General features: G+C 62.3%; 13 protein-coding genes. 3 read left to right on the forward strand and 10 right to left on the reverse strand.

The window, feature by feature from the left end:
• Nucleotides 1-210: 210 nt before the first annotated feature.
• Genes AC07VG_RS13530 through arnC form a run of 7 tightly spaced genes read right to left on the reverse strand, consistent with a single transcriptional unit; the run spans nucleotide 211 to nucleotide 7,845 of the window.
• Nucleotides 211-1,572: a UDP-glucose dehydrogenase family protein gene (locus AC07VG_RS13530; protein ID WP_495002210.1), complete on the reverse strand. Its 1,362-nt coding sequence runs from the start codon at nucleotides 1,570-1,572 to the stop codon at nucleotides 211-213.
• Nucleotides 1,569-1,976, reverse strand: a complete 408-nt coding sequence (arnF, locus tag AC07VG_RS13535; protein ID WP_495002211.1) for a 4-amino-4-deoxy-L-arabinose-phosphoundecaprenol flippase subunit ArnF — start codon at nucleotides 1,974-1,976, stop codon at nucleotides 1,569-1,571. Before arnF ends, AC07VG_RS13530 begins: the two co-directional genes overlap by 4 nt.
• Nucleotides 1,973-2,317, reverse strand: a complete 345-nt coding sequence (gene arnE / locus AC07VG_RS13540; RefSeq protein ID WP_495002212.1) for a 4-amino-4-deoxy-L-arabinose-phosphoundecaprenol flippase subunit ArnE — start codon at nucleotides 2,315-2,317, stop codon at nucleotides 1,973-1,975. Before arnE ends, arnF begins: the two co-directional genes overlap by 4 nt.
• Entirely contained in the window at nucleotides 2,314-3,963 is a 1,650-nt protein-coding gene (gene arnT, locus AC07VG_RS13545) for a lipid IV(A) 4-amino-4-deoxy-L-arabinosyltransferase (protein ID WP_495021335.1), read from the reverse strand. Before arnT ends, arnE begins: the two co-directional genes overlap by 4 nt.
• Complete coding sequence (gene arnD / locus AC07VG_RS13550) at nucleotides 3,960-4,844, reverse strand: 4-deoxy-4-formamido-L-arabinose-phosphoundecaprenol deformylase (RefSeq protein WP_100943353.1); 885 nt, start codon at nucleotides 4,842-4,844, stop codon at nucleotides 3,960-3,962. Before arnD ends, arnT begins: the two co-directional genes overlap by 4 nt.
• Complete coding sequence (gene arnA, locus AC07VG_RS13555) at nucleotides 4,844-6,835, reverse strand: bifunctional UDP-4-amino-4-deoxy-L-arabinose formyltransferase/UDP-glucuronic acid oxidase ArnA (protein WP_495002214.1); 1,992 nt, start codon at nucleotides 6,833-6,835, stop codon at nucleotides 4,844-4,846. The genes arnD and arnA overlap by 1 nt, the downstream gene beginning before the upstream one ends.
• Nucleotides 6,832-7,845 carry an undecaprenyl-phosphate 4-deoxy-4-formamido-L-arabinose transferase gene (arnC, locus tag AC07VG_RS13560; protein WP_100943351.1) on the reverse strand — a complete coding sequence of 338 codons (1,014 nt, stop codon included), beginning with the start codon at nucleotides 7,843-7,845 and terminating at the stop codon, nucleotides 6,832-6,834. The genes arnA and arnC overlap by 4 nt, the downstream gene beginning before the upstream one ends.
• 394 nt (nucleotides 7,846-8,239) lie before the next feature.
• Between arnC and AC07VG_RS13565 the strand changes: the two genes are divergently transcribed.
• A complete protein-coding gene (locus tag AC07VG_RS13565; protein WP_495021336.1) occupies nucleotides 8,240-9,901 on the forward strand; it encodes an MFS transporter in 1,662 nt (553 codons plus the stop codon).
• Complete coding sequence (locus AC07VG_RS13570) at nucleotides 9,898-11,043, forward strand: HlyD family secretion protein (protein ID WP_495021337.1); 1,146 nt, start codon at nucleotides 9,898-9,900, stop codon at nucleotides 11,041-11,043. Before AC07VG_RS13565 ends, AC07VG_RS13570 begins: the two co-directional genes overlap by 4 nt.
• An 85-nt stretch (nucleotides 11,044-11,128) precedes the next feature.
• Here AC07VG_RS13570 and AC07VG_RS13575 read toward each other — a convergent pair whose 3' ends face one another.
• The 3 genes from AC07VG_RS13575 to AC07VG_RS13585 are packed head-to-tail and all read right to left on the reverse strand — an operon-like array spanning nucleotide 11,129 to nucleotide 14,423.
• On the reverse strand, nucleotides 11,129-11,956 hold the full coding sequence (locus AC07VG_RS13575) for a metal-dependent hydrolase (protein ID WP_495002217.1): 828 nt from the start codon (nucleotides 11,954-11,956) through the stop codon (nucleotides 11,129-11,131).
• 14 nt (nucleotides 11,957-11,970) lie between these two features.
• Nucleotides 11,971-12,876 (reverse strand): SDR family NAD(P)-dependent oxidoreductase, encoded by a 906-nt coding sequence (locus AC07VG_RS13580; RefSeq protein WP_495002218.1) that lies wholly within the window; start codon nucleotides 12,874-12,876, stop codon nucleotides 11,971-11,973.
• Nucleotides 12,873-14,423: a flavin-containing monooxygenase gene (locus AC07VG_RS13585; RefSeq protein WP_495002219.1), complete on the reverse strand. Its 1,551-nt coding sequence runs from the start codon at nucleotides 14,421-14,423 to the stop codon at nucleotides 12,873-12,875. The genes AC07VG_RS13580 and AC07VG_RS13585 overlap by 4 nt, the downstream gene beginning before the upstream one ends.
• A 253-nt stretch (nucleotides 14,424-14,676) precedes the next feature.
• Here AC07VG_RS13585 and AC07VG_RS13590 point away from each other — a divergent pair, with 253 nt between their 5' ends.
• The gene (locus AC07VG_RS13590) at nucleotides 14,677-15,669 is read left to right on the forward strand and encodes an alpha/beta fold hydrolase (protein WP_495002220.1); all 993 of its coding nucleotides are present in this window, start codon (nucleotides 14,677-14,679) and stop codon (nucleotides 15,667-15,669) included.
• Nucleotides 15,670-15,883: the final 214 nt, after the last annotated feature.

Raw genomic sequence — 15,883 nt, forward strand, 5'->3', positions numbered from 1 at the left:
GCGGTCATTTTTTGGAAATGACCGCGTCGTTTGTTTATCTGGGCCAAGCCCGATGCACTGGCCTGAACCCAGACCTTGAGAACACCCCGGAACCTGTAGGAGCCTGGCTTGTCGGGACGCCGCACCGCAGCGAAGGGGGCCCTGAGACCGCCAAAAGCTTCGCGGGCCAGCGCCGCTCCCACAAGTCAGCCTGGGCCAACCATCAGGATGTCACTCCAGACCGTGACGGGTCACCGGCAGGTCCAGCGAAGCACCGCGACCGATCGCAAAGTAGGTGAAACCTTTGCGCTGCATGCGATTGGCGTCGAACAGGTTGCGGCCGTCGAAGACCACCGGCGCTTTCAGGCGCTGCTTGATCAGCTCGAAGTCCGGCGCCTTGAACTGTTGCCATTCGGTGCAGATGATCAGCGCGTCGGCACCGACCAGTGCCGATTCCGGCGTGCCCATCAGTGACAGACCTGGCTCATCCGGGTAGATGCGCTGGGTTTCCTGCATGGCTTCCGGATCGAACGCACGAACCTGTGCGCCGGCCGCCCACAGGGCTTCCATCAGCACACGGCTTGGAGCGTCGCGCATATCGTCGGTGTTCGGTTTGAACGCCAGGCCCCAGAGAGCGAAGGTCTTGCCTTTCAGATCGCCCTTGTAGAACGCGTTCAGACGGTCGAACAGCTTGTGCTTCTGGCGCTCGTTGATCGCCTCGACGGCTTGCAGCAGGTCGCTCGAACAGTTGGCCGCCTGGGCGCTGTGGATCAGGGCGCGCATGTCTTTGGGGAAGCACGAGCCGCCGTAGCCGCAGCCCGGGTAGATAAAGTGGTAACCGATGCGCTGGTCGGCGCCGATGCCCATGCGCACGGCTTCGATGTCCGCGCCCAGGTGTTCGGCCAGTTCGGCGATCTGGTTGATAAAGCTGATCTTGGTCGCCAGCATGCAGTTGGCGGCGTACTTGGTCAGCTCGGCGCTGCGCAGGTCCATGAACATGATGCGGTCATGGTTGCGGTTGAACGGGGCGTAGAGGTCGCGCATCACTTCGCGCACTTCTTCGCGCTCGCAGCCGATGACGATACGGTCCGGACGACGGCAGTCTTCCACCGCCGAACCTTCCTTGAGGAATTCCGGGTTGGAGACAATATCGAATTCCAGGCTGCGGCCGACTTTATCCAGGGCGGCCTGGATATGCGCGCGCAGGGTGTCGCCGGTGCCGACCGGAACGGTGGACTTTTCCACCAGGATTAGCGGCTCGACGCGGTGACGGACCACGGCATCGCCCACCGAGAGGACGTACTTGAGGTCAGCCGAACCGTCTTCGTCCGACGGCGTGCCGACGGCGATAAACAGCACCTGGCCATGCTCGATCGCCAGCTTCTCATCGCTGGTGAAGTGCAGGCGGCCGCTTTCCAGGTTGCTCTTGACCATGGTCTCCAGCCCTGGTTCGAAGATGGGGATGTGGCCTTTACGCAGCAAGTCGATCTTGTTCTGGTCGACGTCCATGCACACGACATCATGACCGACTTCGGCCAGCACAGTCGCCTGTACCAGACCGACATAACCGCTACCAATTACGCTGATTTTCATACGGAGTCCCTAGGACGGGGTATACGTGGAGAGTTGATCGTTAACACGCCGAGAATGACCAGGGCCACTCCCAGCGATTTCGAAAGACTGAAGCTTTCATTGAAAAACGGCAGGCCGGCGGCCAACAGGTAGACCAGCGCGTAACTCACGCTGAGCAACGAGTAGGCCCGGCCCAATGGCAGGTCGCGCAAGGCGGCCAGCCAGCAAAGCATGGACAGGGCGTAGGCGAGGATCGATGCAGCCACTACACCCAAGGCGAGTAACGATACGTCCTGAGTCATCAGGGCGTCCAGCCATTGCGCCGGTTCCGGCAGGCGGGTCATGCTCCAGCGCATGCCCAGCTGGGCTCCGCTGACCAGCAGCACGCTGCCGGTGGCCAGGGTAAAACCGCGTGCCTGGCTCATACGTGACGCCCCAACAGGACCACACCGGCGATGATCAACGCCACGCCCAACCAATGGCGGGTGTCGATCGACTCCTTGAACAGGTAGTGCGCCACCAGGGTGATCAGGACAAAGTTCAGGCTGAGCATCGGATAAGCAATGCCGACCTCCAGCCGTTGCAGGACCAGCAGCCAGACCAGCAGGCCGAAACCGAGGCTGGCCAGCGCCAGCCACAACCAGGGCGAGCGCAGTTTATGCAGAATGCCCAGGGAAGGGCCGCGCCAGCTTTCAACGGCAAACTTCTGGGCGACTTGGCCCAGGCATGTCAGCAGGCAGGCGCTGAGCAACAACATCAGGGTCATGGCGTGGTCTTCGAGAAAATCAGGATAACCATGTTGCCTTCTTCATAGCGAACATGATCCTTGGGCAGCAGGTCGATCTCATGCAGTTCGTCCTGATCCTTGACGCGCATTACCACTCCGACCTGGCCTTCACGGCGGGCGTTGTCCATCCAGGCCTGGATCTGGCTCAGGTCCTGGGCGCGACCGGCGGTTTCCGGATAACCCAGGCCGTACTGCAGCTCACCCTGGGTGTTGTAGAGGGTGATATCGCTGCGCTTCATGCGCCAGGCCAGTGCGGAAGCGGCACCCAGGTCGTTGCTCAGGAAGTGCCGGCTCTGGCTCAGTTCGTCGGCATGGTGGGCGATGAACTGGTCGGGCATCTTGTTGTGCACGATGACGTTCGGCATCGCCGCCGGCAGCAACAGCACCAACATGCCCATGCCCAGCGCCGGGGTGGCCCAGAAGGTCAGCGGCTTGAGCAGGGGCAGGATATTGACCAGGATCCAGCTACCGATGAAGACGCAGAGCAGGGTCAGGTGCAACGGCTCGTTATCGTAGAACGGCTGCTTGATCTGGAAATACACCAGTGCCGCCAGTCCCGCCAGGCCCAGTACCAGGTTGAGCAGACCGTTGAGACGGGGGACCTGACCTTGCGCAAGCTTGATGCGCTCCATCAGCGAATGCCCCATCAGCAACGCCAGGGGCATCAGGCACGGCATGATGTAGGTCGGCAGCTTGCCGCGGCTGAGGCTGAAGAACGCCAGTGGCAGCAACAACCAGAGCAGCAGGAACACGCTGATGCGTTGGCCCTTGGTGCGCCAGGCATCCTTCAGGGTCACCGGCAACAGCAGCGCCCACGGCAGGCTGGAAACCACGATCATTGGCAGGTAGAACCACCACGGCCGGGTGTGCTGCGCGTCTTCGGCGGCAAAACGACGGATATGCTCGTGCCAGAAGAAGAAACGCCAGTAGTCCGGCTCCTGGAGGTGAACCGCGAGGACCCAGGGCAGGCTGATCAGCGCGGCCACGGCCACGGCCACCAGGCCATAACCCACCAGTTCGCGAAAACGCTTCTGCCAGATCATGTAGGGCAGGGCGATCAGCACCGGCAGCATCAGGGCGAGGAAGCCCTTGGTCATGAAACCCATGCCACAGGCCAGGCCCAGGGCCACCCACGACCACAGCCGAGCCCGCGGGGTGCTGCCGTCGATGGCGAACCACAGGGCGACGAAGCTCAGGTTGACCCAGAAGGTGAACTGCGGATCGAGGTTGGCATAACCGGCTTGCCCGGCGATTAGGCCGAAGCTCATGTACAGCGCGGCGCAGGCAAACTGCTTGCGTTCGTCGCTCCACAGGCGTCCGGCGATCAGATAGACCAGCAGCACGCTCAACCCGCTGCTCAGGGCCGACGCGAAACGCACGCCGAAAAAGTTCTCACCGAAAATGGCCTGACCGATGGCGATCATCCAGTATCCGGCGATGGGTTTTTCGAAGTAACGCAGTTCCATGAAATGCGGCGACGCCCAGTGGCCGTGCCGGAGCATTTCCTGGCCGATCTGGGCGTAGCGGGTTTCGTCCGGAATCCACATGCCATGGGTGACCAGTGGCAGGAGGTAGAACAGCAGAAAAGCGAGAAACAGCAACGGCAAAGCCCAGCGCCTGGTCATCCCTGCTGTACCCCGAGCCAGCCTTCACGGCCGCCGAGGGTGCCACGGACCAATTGCCCTGCGGGCAGGCGGTCCAGTTGGGCTGGCAATAGATTGACCAGGGGTTGGAACTCGATGTCACGCGCCTTGGCCTGGGCCAAGAGCTGGCGAAACTCGTTTGCCATCAGAATCCCTTCTACTTCCGCGTGAATGGTGTAGACATTCAGACGCGCCGGACTGAACCGGTCGAGAATGAACGCATTGAAATCTTTCGCGGCCAGATCCGCACCCACGACTTCGTCGAAAGTGGGCAGGTCCACGGGAATTTGCGGGGTCCCCAGGCTGCCATCCGCCAACCGTGGCAGAAACAGACCGTGCCCGCGGCAATCGCTGTTATAGCGAAAACCGAAATGCTCCTTGGCTTGCACGACACGTTCGTCCGCCCGCCAACCGGCGGTGGCCGAACATTCGACGGCTTGCCCGGTGATATCGCTCAGGCAATCGACGCCGCGACGGATCTGTTCGATCAGTTCGGCTTCGCTCCAGCGCCCGGCATTGGCCTGCCAACCGTGGTGATCCCAGGCGTGCAGGCCGACCTCATGGCCGGCGGCCAGGGTCTGGCGCATCAGATGCCCCAGATCCCGACCGATCGGCTTGCCTGGCCAGGCAGTGCCGGCCAGCAAGATGTCCCAGCCATAAAGACTGGCAGCCTTGGAACGCAACATCTTCAGGAGGAACTGGGGTTTGATGAGGCGCCACAGGTGGCGCCCCATGTTGTCCGGTCCAACGCTGAAGAAGAACGTTGCCTTGACCTGGGCCTCGTCGAGCAGTTCCAGCAACCGCGGTACCCCTTCACGGGTGCCGCGATAGGTGTCCACATCGATGCGAAGTCCAGCCTGCATCAGCGCTTGTCCGCGATTTCGAGCATGGCTTCTTTGAGGAAGAAGTCCAGGGTGTTACCGATGGTTTCGCTCATCTCGACGGTAGGCTCCCAGTTCAGCAGGCGCTTGGCGTTTTCGACGCTTGGTTTGCGGTGCGACACGTCCTGGTAGCCAGTACCGTAGAACGCCTTGCTTTCCACGTCGCGGAAACCGGCGAACGGAGGGAAGTTGCTACGCAGCGGGTGAGCTTCGAACTGACGCAGCAGTTCTTCGCCCAGCTGACGGATGCTGGCTTCGTTGTCCGGGCTACCGATGTTGATGACCTGGCCGTTGCAGCAGTCGTTCTCGTTGTCGACGATACGGGCCAGGGCCTCGATGCCGTCGGCGATGTCGGTGAAGCAGCGCTTCTGCTCGCCGCCGTCGAACAGACGGATCGGGGTACCTTCGACCAGGTTCAGGATCAGCTGGGTGATGGCACGGGAGCTGCCGATACGCGCCGAATCCAGACGGTCCAGACGTGGACCCATCCAGTTGAACGGACGGAACAGGGTGAAGTTCAAGCCCTTGGCGCCGTAAGCCCAGATCACGCGGTCCAGCAACTGCTTGGACACCGAGTAGATCCAGCGCTGCTTGTTGATCGGGCCAACGATCAGGTTCGAGGTGTCTTCGTCGAAGTTCTCGTCCTGGCACATGCCGTAGACTTCGGAGGTCGACGGGAAGATCACTCGCTTGTTGTACTTGACGCAGTAGCGAACCAGTTTCAGGTTCTCTTCGAAGTCCAGTTCGAATACGCGCAGCGGGTTGCGGGTGTATTCGATCGGGGTGGCGATGGCCACCAGCGGCAGGACCACGTCGCACTTCTTGATGTGATATTCGATCCACTCGGAGTGGATGCTGATATCGCCTTCGACGAAGTGGAAGTTCGGGTGGCTGCGCAGGCGTTCGATGGCGTCGGAGCCGATGTCCAGACCGTAGACGTCGTACTTGTCGTCACGCAGCAGGCGCTCGGACAGGTGGTTACCGATGAAACCGTTGACGCCCAGGATCAGTACGCGGGTACGACGTGGCTTGCGGCCCGACTCGGCGCCGCGCAGGAAGGAACCGTCCACCAGGCCCAGTTCGTTGGCCAGTTGCGGGCCGCTGAGGAACAGGCCGTTGTCGTTGCGCTGGCCGGCGTTGATCACCAGGGAGTCTTCACCGCAAGCGATGCGCAGTGGGTCGACGCTGATCACACGGCCAGGGGCCTGACCTTCGTTGCCCTTGACGACGTCGGCGCTCCAGACGATCAGCTTGTGCTCGCCCACGGCGCAGAAGGCGCCCGGGTAAGGTTGGGTCACGGCGCGAACCAGGTTGAACAGCTCTTCGGCAGGCTTTTTCCAGACCAGTTTGCCGTCAGCCGGGGTGCGGCGACCGAAGTAAGTGGCCTTCGACTCGTCCTGGGCGGTTTCGCTCAGTTTGCCGGCAGCCAGTTGTGGCAGGGCTTCGCTCAGCAGGGCGGCAGCGCTGTCACGCAGCTTGGTGTGCAGGGTCAGGGCGGTGTCGGCACGTTCGATGGCGACGCGGTTCTGCGCCAGGATGCCGCCGGCATCGGCACGCTTGACCATGCGGTGCAGGGTCACGCCGGTTTCGCTTTCGCCGTTGACCAGCACCCAGTTGGCCGGTGCGCGACCGCGGTAGCGTGGCAGCAGGGAACCGTGCAGGTTGAACGCGCCGTTCTTGGCGGTGGCCAGCAGCTCTTCGCTCAACAGGTTGCGGTAGTAGAACGAGAAGATGTAGTCCGGGTTCAGCTTGGCAATGCGCTCGATCCACAAAGGATGGTTGGCATCTTCCGGTGCGTGCACGGTAATGCCCTTGCGAGCACAGAGTTGCGCTACGGAACCGTAGAAGGCGTTCTCCTTCGGGTCGTCGGCATGGGTGAACACTGCGGCGATGTCGTAACCTGCGGCGAGCAGGGACTCGATGCCGGTGCAACCAATATCGTGATAGGCGAAGACGACAACTTTCGGATTCATGGTGCGACCTGATTGGAGGTAGTAGTAGAAGGGGTATCACCAGCAGCGCTGGCAGGAGACGGCTGGCTACGCAGCACTTTCTCGATGAAGAAGCGCGGACGTGCACGCACGTCACTGTACATGCGACCCAGGTATTCACCCAGAAGCCCCATGCCGATGAACTGACCGCCGGTAAAGACGAACAGGATAGCAAACAGCACGAACGAACCGTCACCGGCCCAGGCGGCGCCGAAGATCAGGCGCAGCACCACCAGCAGGATGGCGAAGAGCGCGCCGAGGCCGGCCATGGTGAAACCGATGATGCTCAACAGCCGCAGGGGCGTGGTGGTCATGCAGGTGACCAGGTCGAACATCAGGTTGATCAGGCGCATCGGGCTGTATTTCGAGTCGCCGTGTTCGCGCTCGGCGTGCTGCACCAGCACTTCGGTGGTGTGCCGGGCAAAGCTGTTGGCCAGGATCGGAATGAAGGTGCTGCGCTCGCGGCAGGCCAGCATCGCGTCGACGATGGTCCGGCGATAGGCGCGCAACATGCAGCCGTAGTCGCTCATGGCGACGCCGGTGGAGCGTTGCACGGCCATGTTGATCAGGCGCGACGGCCAGCGGCGCAAGGCCGAGTCCTGGCGATTGTTGCGCACGGTGCCGACCACGTCGAAGCCCAGCGCGGCCTGTTCCACCAGACGCGGGATTTCTTCCGGCGGGTTCTGCAGGTCGGCGTCCAGGGTGATGACCACATCGCCGGTGGATTGCTCGAAGCCCGCCATGATCGCGGCGTGCTGACCGTAGTTACGGTTCAGGATCACGGCGATGACCGGGCTGCCTTCACGCTCGGCGGCTTCCTGAAGAATGTCGGCGGAGCGATCACGGCTGCCGTCGTCGACCAGGATGATTTCGACATCCTGGGTCAACTGCGCACAGGCCGCTTCGGTACGGCGCAACAGTTCAGGCAGGCTCTGTTCTTCGTTATAGACCGGGATAACGATCGACACGCGCTGAATTGGATAAGGTTTCAAAGGCTTCTTTCCAGAATGGTTTCAATGGTGCGGCGATGCTTCAAGCCAGCCGATAGCATGCCGGACTCAACGCTCAGGCACAATGAACGATGCCTTTTATGCGGGCAAGCATAGAGGCATGACCGTGGGATGATACAGGGGTAATAAAAGACATGCGGCGATTAAAGCCTAAAAAAATGAAATGTCAAAGCTGCATAACAGCGTTATCTTCATGATTTTTATCAGTTCCCTGGTTCGGAGCGCGGGCGGGATTCTACGGTAAACGCCCAAATGTGAAAAGCCTATGAAGAAGAGATGAACGACCTGTTGTTTTTGCTCAATAGACAGCGGTGATTCAGGTAATCTGTGCTGCCGCGCAAAAGAGTCGCCTTCCAGTGTTTGGAGCCGGGCCCCGATGAACCATTATGCGCCGCACGACTGGCAGCCCCACGAGCGCCCCAGCCTGCCCGGATCGCCGTCGACGCCGTTGCATTCCACGCCGAAACGCTGGGCCTACGCGATGGTCGGGCTGCTGGTGGCCCTGACTGGCGGGCTCGGCAACGCGCTGGTGATCGCCAACCTGCCGTACCTGCAAGGCGCCCTGGGCTCGACCACGGCGGAAATCGCCTGGCTGCCGGCGGCCTATGTGATGACCAACGTCTCGATGAACCTGTTGCTGGTGAAGTTTCGCCAGCAATTCGGCCTGCGGGCGTTCACCGAGGTGTTCCTGGTGCTCTATGCGCTGGTGACCTTCGGCCATCTGTTCGTCAATGACCTGAGTTCGGCGATTGCCGTGCGCGCGGCCCACGGCATGGTTGGCGCGGCCCTGAGTTCCCTGGGGCTGTATTACATGATCCAGGCCTTCCCGGCGAAGTGGCGGCTCAAGGCCCTGGTGCTGGGCCTGGGTACCTCGCAGTTGGCGCTGCCGCTGGCCCGGCTGTTTTCCGAAGACCTGCTGCAGATCGCCGAATGGCGTGGCCTGTATTTGTTCGAGCTGGGACTGGCCCTGGCGGCCCTGGGCTGCGTGTTCCTGCTCAAGCTGCCGCCGGGCGATCGCTTCAAGACCTTTGAGAAACTCGACTTCCTGACCTTCGCCATTCTCGCCAGCGGCGTGGCGTTGCTCTGTGCGGTGCTGTCCCTGGGGCGGATCGACTGGTGGCTGGAGGCACCCTGGATCGGCCTGGCCTCGGCCGCGTCGATCGTGCTGATCCTCGCGGGACTGGCGATTGAGCACAACCGCAGCAACCCGATGCTGATGACTCGCTGGCTCGGTAGCGGGGCGATGATCCGCCTGGGCTTGGCGGTGATCCTGATCCGCATGGTCTTGTCCGAGCAGTCCACCGGCGCCGTGGGCTTTCTCCAGGCCTTGAACATGGGCAGCGAGCAGATGCGCAGCCTCTATGGGGTGATGTTGCTGGGCAGCATCGCCGGGTTGGCGGTCAGTGCCCTGACCATTGATCCCGAGCACCTGCTCATGCCGCTGATCATTTCCCTGGCGCTGATCGCGCTCGGTTCGTCCATGGACAGCTTCTCCAGCAACCTGACGCGCCCGGCCAACATGTACGCCAGTCAATTCCTGCTGGCCTTCGGCGGGACCTTTTTCCTCGGCCCGACCATGGCCCTGGGCACTCGCAACGTGGTGACCAACCCGCGCAACCTGGTGAGCTTTTCAGTGTTGTTCGGGATCTGCAACAATCTCGGCGGGCTGATCGGTTCCGCGTTGCTGGGCACCTTCCAGGTGGTGCGGGAGAAATTCCACTCCAGCAGCATCGTCGAACACCTGACGCTGATCGATCCGCAGGTCGCCGCCCGCCTGCAAAGCAGCAGCGCGGCCTACGCTGGGGTGATTTTCGATCCGTCGGCGCGCGCCACCCAGGGGATGCAGGCACTGGCCGCGTCCGCGACCCGCGAGGCGAATATCCTGGCTTATAACGATGTATTCATGCTGATTGCGGTGATCGCGCTATTGACCATGCTGTGGATTTTCGCCCGTAGCTTGTGGTTGCTCAGCATGAACAAGAAGATTGCCCGCAACGCCCCGTCTTCCACTCTCACCAGCGGTGCCCCTTCACGATGAGCGAACCTGCGACCACGACCAATGCCATTGCCGCCACCCCCGAAGGGGGCACTCCAGCCGGCGTCTCGTCCACCGAGCCGAGATCCCTGGGCGTGCGCATCGTTTCTTCGCTGGGCTTTGCCGCGATCGCCATCACCGGCGTGTTGATCGTGCTGTATGCCTGGCAACTGCCGCCGTTCGGCAGCGCCATCGAAAGCACCGAGAATGCCCTGGTCCGCGGGCAAGTGACGCTGATCGGTCCACAGCTCAGCGGCTATGTGTTCGAAGTGCCGGTGCAGGATTTCCAGTTCGTCAAGGCCGGTGACCTGCTGGTGCGCCTCGATGACCGTATCTATAAGCAGCGGCTGGACCAGGCGCTGGCCCAGTTGGAGGTGCAGAAGGCCGCCCTGGCCAACAACCTGCAGCAGCGTCGCAGCGCCGAGGCGACCATCGCCCAGCGTCAGGCGGCGCTCGACAACAGTCGGGCCCAGGTGCTCAAGAGCAGCGCCGACCTCAAGCGCAATGAGGCGCTGATCGCCGATGGTTCGGTGTCGCGCCGTGAGCTCGACGTGACCCGTGCCGACCATGCGCAGACGGGAGCGGCGGTGGAGCAGGCGCGGGCGGCGCTGGATATTTCCCGTCAGGACCTGCAAACCGTGCTGGTCAACCGCGGTTCGCTGGAAGCCGCCGTGAGCAACGCCGAGGCGGCGGTGGAGCTGGCAAGGATCGATCTTTCCAATACCCGTATCACCGCGCCCCGGGATGGCCAACTGGGGCAGATCGGAGTGCGGCTGGGAGCCTATGTGAACTCCGGCGCGCAGTTGATGGCCCTGGTCCCGGACCGGCACTGGGTGATTGCCAATATGAAGGAAACCCAGATGGCGGCGGTGCGCGTGGGACAGGCGGCAAGCTTTACCGTCGATGCCCTCAACCATCGCCGCTTTACCGGCCGGGTGCAGCGCATTGCCCCGGCGACCGGCTCCGAGTTCAGTCTGTTGCAGGCCGATAACGCCACCGGCAACTTCGTCAAGATCGCCCAGCGGGTGCCGGTTCGGATCATCGTCGATCCGGGGCAGGAGGAGCTCGACCGGCTGCGCCCGGGGCTGTCGGTGGTGGTGAGTATCGATACCGCCAGCCAGATCCAAGCGCTGGAACCGGACTGACCTGGCAAGCCAGCTGCCACAGGTTATGTGGCGTTTTCACAATCCCAGTTCATTAACTGGATGGCATTAGAGCAAGGCTGCGCAGTCAGGAGCGCTGGTTATCCATCGCCTCGACCAGGGCATCGATACGTTGCAGATGCTCGCGGTTGTCATGGTCCCAGGGATGGAAATCCGGCTTGAAGTAGTCCAGCCAGGGCCTGGCGATGCGTGGGAATATGCCGTGGCGGCCGAACAGGTACTTCAGCATGCTCCAGCCACCTTTCAGGTGATGACCGGCCTTGCGGTCGGCGATCAGCAGGCGCAGATGAAAGTCGAACACCACCAGCCAGAACATCAGCGTGGTGCTCAGCATGCTGCCGATACGGATCAGGTAGCGCCCCAGCCCCGGCTTGAGCGCGGTATTCCATACATCGAAGGCCACCGACTTGTGTTCGGTCTCCTCCAGCGCATGCCACATCCACATCTGTCGATAACCTTCGACCGAGTCGCCGAAACGGCTCGGGTCGCGCAGCATCAGGTCGGCGAGCATCGCCGTGTAATGCTCCAGGGCAATGGTGATGCCCAGGTTGAAGGCGGGAGGGAAGTGCTTTTTCTGGAAGTCGAGAATCATCCGCAGCCGTCGATCGAGCTTGTGCGCCGGCAGGCCGGCGGCTTGCAGCATGTCGTTGTAGCGCAGGTGCTCGCGGCTGTGCATGGCTTCCTGGCCAATAAAACCCTGGATCTGGCGCTTGAGTTCGGGGTCGTGCACCCGATCCCGGTAATGGCGCACGCTGTCCATGAAGAACAGTTCGCCGGAGGGAAACAGCAAGGACAGGGCATTGAAGAAATGCGTGACCCACGGCCCCTGGGCATGCCAGTCCTTGGCACGTTCGGCGGGCAGGTCGACATGGACATCACGGCGCACGGGCAACATGGCAGATACTCCTTTCAATTGAGGCCGCCCGGGTCCTTGGCGTCTTGGGCGCCAGGCCGAGTCTTGCGTTTACCCAGGGGCGACATCCGCCGGGTGACGAACACCACCAGGGCCTGATAGGCGCCGGGCAGCAGGCGCACCAGCCAGTCCAGGGCATGGGCGTCGCGGCCGATCAGCACCCGCCGGCGGTTTTTCCGCACGCCGTGGAGGACCGTCCGGGCCGCCTGGTCGGCATCGGTGATGAAGAGTTTTTCGAAATCCGCCCGGGCCTGTTCTTCGTTGTCGATCAGCAGGCCCTTGACGTTGTCGCGGATCCTGCTGGAACGGGCGATATCGGTCTTTATCCCGCCAGGGTGCACGCAGGTGGCCGAGACACCGATGTCCATCAGGTCGAGTTCCTGGCGCAACGACTCGGTAAAGCCGCGCACGGCGAACTTGGTGGCGTTGTAGGCACTCATCCCGGGCTGGGCAAACAGCCCGAAGACGCTGGAGGTATTGATGATATGGCCGTTGCCGGACTGCTTGAGGTAGGGCAGGAAGGCCTGGGTGCCATGGACCACGCCCCAGAAGTTGATCCCGACGATCCAGTCGAGGTCTTCCTGGCTCATGCCTTCGATGGTACTCGACAACGCCACTCCGGCATTGTTGAACACCAGGTTGACGCCGCCATGTTCGGCGGCCGTGGCGGCGGCCCAGTCGAACAGGGCCTGGCGTTCGGCGACATCGAGCACCTGGGTGGTCATGCGCAGTGGCAGCAACGTGGCGGCCCGGGCCAGTTCCAGGGTGCGGGCCAGGCCTTGGGGATTCTTGTCCGCCAGGGCCAGGTGGCAACCTTCGCGGGCCAGGGCAATGGCCAGGGCGCGGCCCATGCCGGCCCCGGCCCCGGTAATCGCCGCCACCTTGCCGTTGAATGTATTCATGGGCGGCCTCGTGGGGCGTGTGCTTGGGCGGGGGCCGGTTCCGGGCACGGGGATAACCGGATGGAAACCCGATAGTCGCTGAGCTGGAAATGGCCTGTGACCTGCCTGAACCGCCAGGTCGAACCGGGCCAGAGCGTGGTGTTTTTGCCGGTGCGCGGGTCCAGGTACCAGCTGCGACAGCCGCCGGTTGACCAGATCGCGCGCTGCAGTTGCTGCTGGAGTCGCTCGTTGTAGCGGCGCTCCACTTCAGGCCTGACCTCCAGGGTCTCGATCCGCTGGTCGCGCATCTGCTCCAGGGCCTGAAGGATGTAGGTGACCTGGGCCTCGATCATCAGGATCATCGAGTTGTGCCCCAGCCCGGTGTTCGGGCCGATGATCATGAAGAGGTTCGGGTAGCCCGGCAGGCAGGTGCCCAGGTAGGCGTGGGCGCCATCGGCCCAGGCATCGAGGACGTCGACGCCGTCGCGCCCGCTGATCAGGCCCCGGGGCAAGGGCTCGGAGGCCTGGAAACCGGTACCGAAGATCAGGCAGTCGACCGGATGACGTAGGCCATCGGCGGTGACCACGGCATCGGCCTCGATCCGCGTCACCGGCTGGCTGACCACTTTTACATGGCTGCGGGCCAGGGCCGGATAGTAATCGTTGGAGATCAGGATGCGCTTGCAACCGATGGTGTAGTCGGGCGTCAAGGTCTTGCGCAGCGTCGGTGCGGCGACCTGCCGGTACAGATGGCGCACCGCGACTTTCTGCACCAGCTTCATCAGCTTCGGATAGCGGGCGAAGGCAATCACCCGGCTTTCCAGGGCCCAGTAAATAGCCGAGCGGGCCAGGCGCTGGGTAACGGGCAGGTGCTTGAACAGCCAGCGTTCAGCCGTCGACAGCTGACGGTCCGGCTTGGGCAGGATCCACGGCGGGGTGCGCTGGAACAGGCTCAGGTGCGCGACTTTCGGGGCGATCTGCGGCACGAACTGGATGGCGCTGGCCCCGGTGCCGATCACCGCGACCCGTTTGCCTTCCAGTTCATAGTCGTGATCCCAGTGCTGGGAATGGAAGCTTTTGCCCTGGAAGCCCGCCAGCCCCGGAATATCCGGCAGCGCAGGGCGCGAGAGTCCGCCCATGCCGGAAATCAGCATCCGTGCCGATACCTGGCGCCCATCGGCAAAGCTCAACGCCCAGCGCTGGCGACTTTCGTCGAACACCGCGGCGCTCAGGGCCATGCTGAAACGCAGGTGCGAACCGATGCCGAAATCCTCCGCGCAACGTTCCAGATAGGCACGGATTTCCGCCTGGGGCGCAAATTGCCGGCTCCAGTACGGATTGGGCGCGAAAGAAAAGGAATAGACATGCGACTGCACATCGCAGGCGCAGCCCGGATAGTGGTTGTCGCGCCAGGTGCCGCCCAGGCTGTTGGCCCGTTCGGCGACGAAAAAATCGCGGGTGCCGGCCTGCTTCAGGCGGATGGCCATGCACAGCCCGGCAAAACCGGCGCCAATGATCGCGATATCAACGGCTTCGCCATCTGGCGGGGGTGACGAGTACGCATTCATGCTGTGTACCTCAAGTGTGGCAACGTCCGCCGGTGAGCGGCAGCGCTGGATGAACCATCAGCATTGCATAATTAAATTAAATGTTTTAAAAAATAATTTAAATAACTTACCTGAAAATATCGCCTACGCTAGTGTTCTGCCGAACCCTGGCGACTCATCCGACCGATGGGCCGGTTCATGAGGTGTAGGCGATTCTCGAGGTGGTAGCCAATCCCGGCTCCGCGCCTGGAGGCAGGGGTGCGAGGACCAAGCAATGGGATGGGGCGTCGGGATTGGAGTTTTTGCGGCGGCGAATGCCGTGCTGTGGGCCATCGGTTCGCGGATCAATCGGAGTATCGAAACCACGGTGCCACCCGAGGGGCGTTTTATCGAGGTGGGCGGCGAGTGGATTCATTATGTGGACGAGGGCAGCGGTCCGGCCCTGGTGATGATCCACGGGCTGTCCGGCTGTGGACGCAACCTGACCTATGCCTTGTCGCCGCGTTTGCGCGAGCAGTTCCGGGTGATCACCCTGGATCGCCCCGGCTCTGGCTACTCCTCCCGCCGTCCGGGCGCCGGGGTCGATATTCCCGCCCAGGCCAGCCTGATCGCCGAGTTCATTCGCACCTTGAGCCTGGATCGACCCCTGGTACTCGGGCATTCGCTTGGCGGTGCACTGGCCTTGTCCCTGGCGCTTGATCATCCGCAGGCGGTTTCCGGGCTGGTGCTGGTGGCGCCCTTGACTCAGCCCCAGCGCATCCTGCCCCCGGTGTTTCTGTCACTGGGGGTGCGGCCCGCGTGGTTGCGGCGCTGGTTCGCGGGAGTCCTCGCCGCGCCCATTGGCATGCTCGGACGCAAGGCCCTGATCAAGGCAGTGTTCGCCCCCGAATCGCCGCCCCATGACTTTGCCCGGCGCGGTGGCGGATTGCTGGGTTTGCGTAGCAACAACTTCTATTGCGCCTCCAGCGAGATCGCCACGGTCAACCAGCACCTGCCGGACATGGTCCGGCGCTATCCACAACTGATGCTGCCGGTGGGCCTGGTCTATGGCTCCCGGGATCACGTGCTGAATTACCGCAAGCACGGTGAGTCGATGCTCGGCAAGCTGCCAGGCCTGCGTCTGGAGATTATCCAGGGAGGCGGGCACATGTTGCCGGTCACCGCCGTGGAGCCAGTGGTCGAACTGGTCCAGGATATCGCCCTGCGCGCGCAACCCACTCAACATCCCGCCACTAGCCCGGTAACCGCGGTGCAGGGCGCTTCCTGATCGAGTGGTTTGCAGCCTGGTCGGCGATTCTGTGAACGGCGTTGAGAATTCCCCAAGAAAATAGTTGACGAGCTATCGAAATCGGGCTAAATATTTAAAAAAATGTTTTGAATGTTTTTTTTAAAAGTGCATTTGAGCGATTAAAATAATGAAAATAACGCTTTCTGACGCATTTGCTTTTTCCCTGCCTGCCCTTCAGTGGGCTGTGCGTTCG

The sequence above is a fragment of the Pseudomonas sp. GW821-FHT03C07 genome (assembly GCF_059420925.1).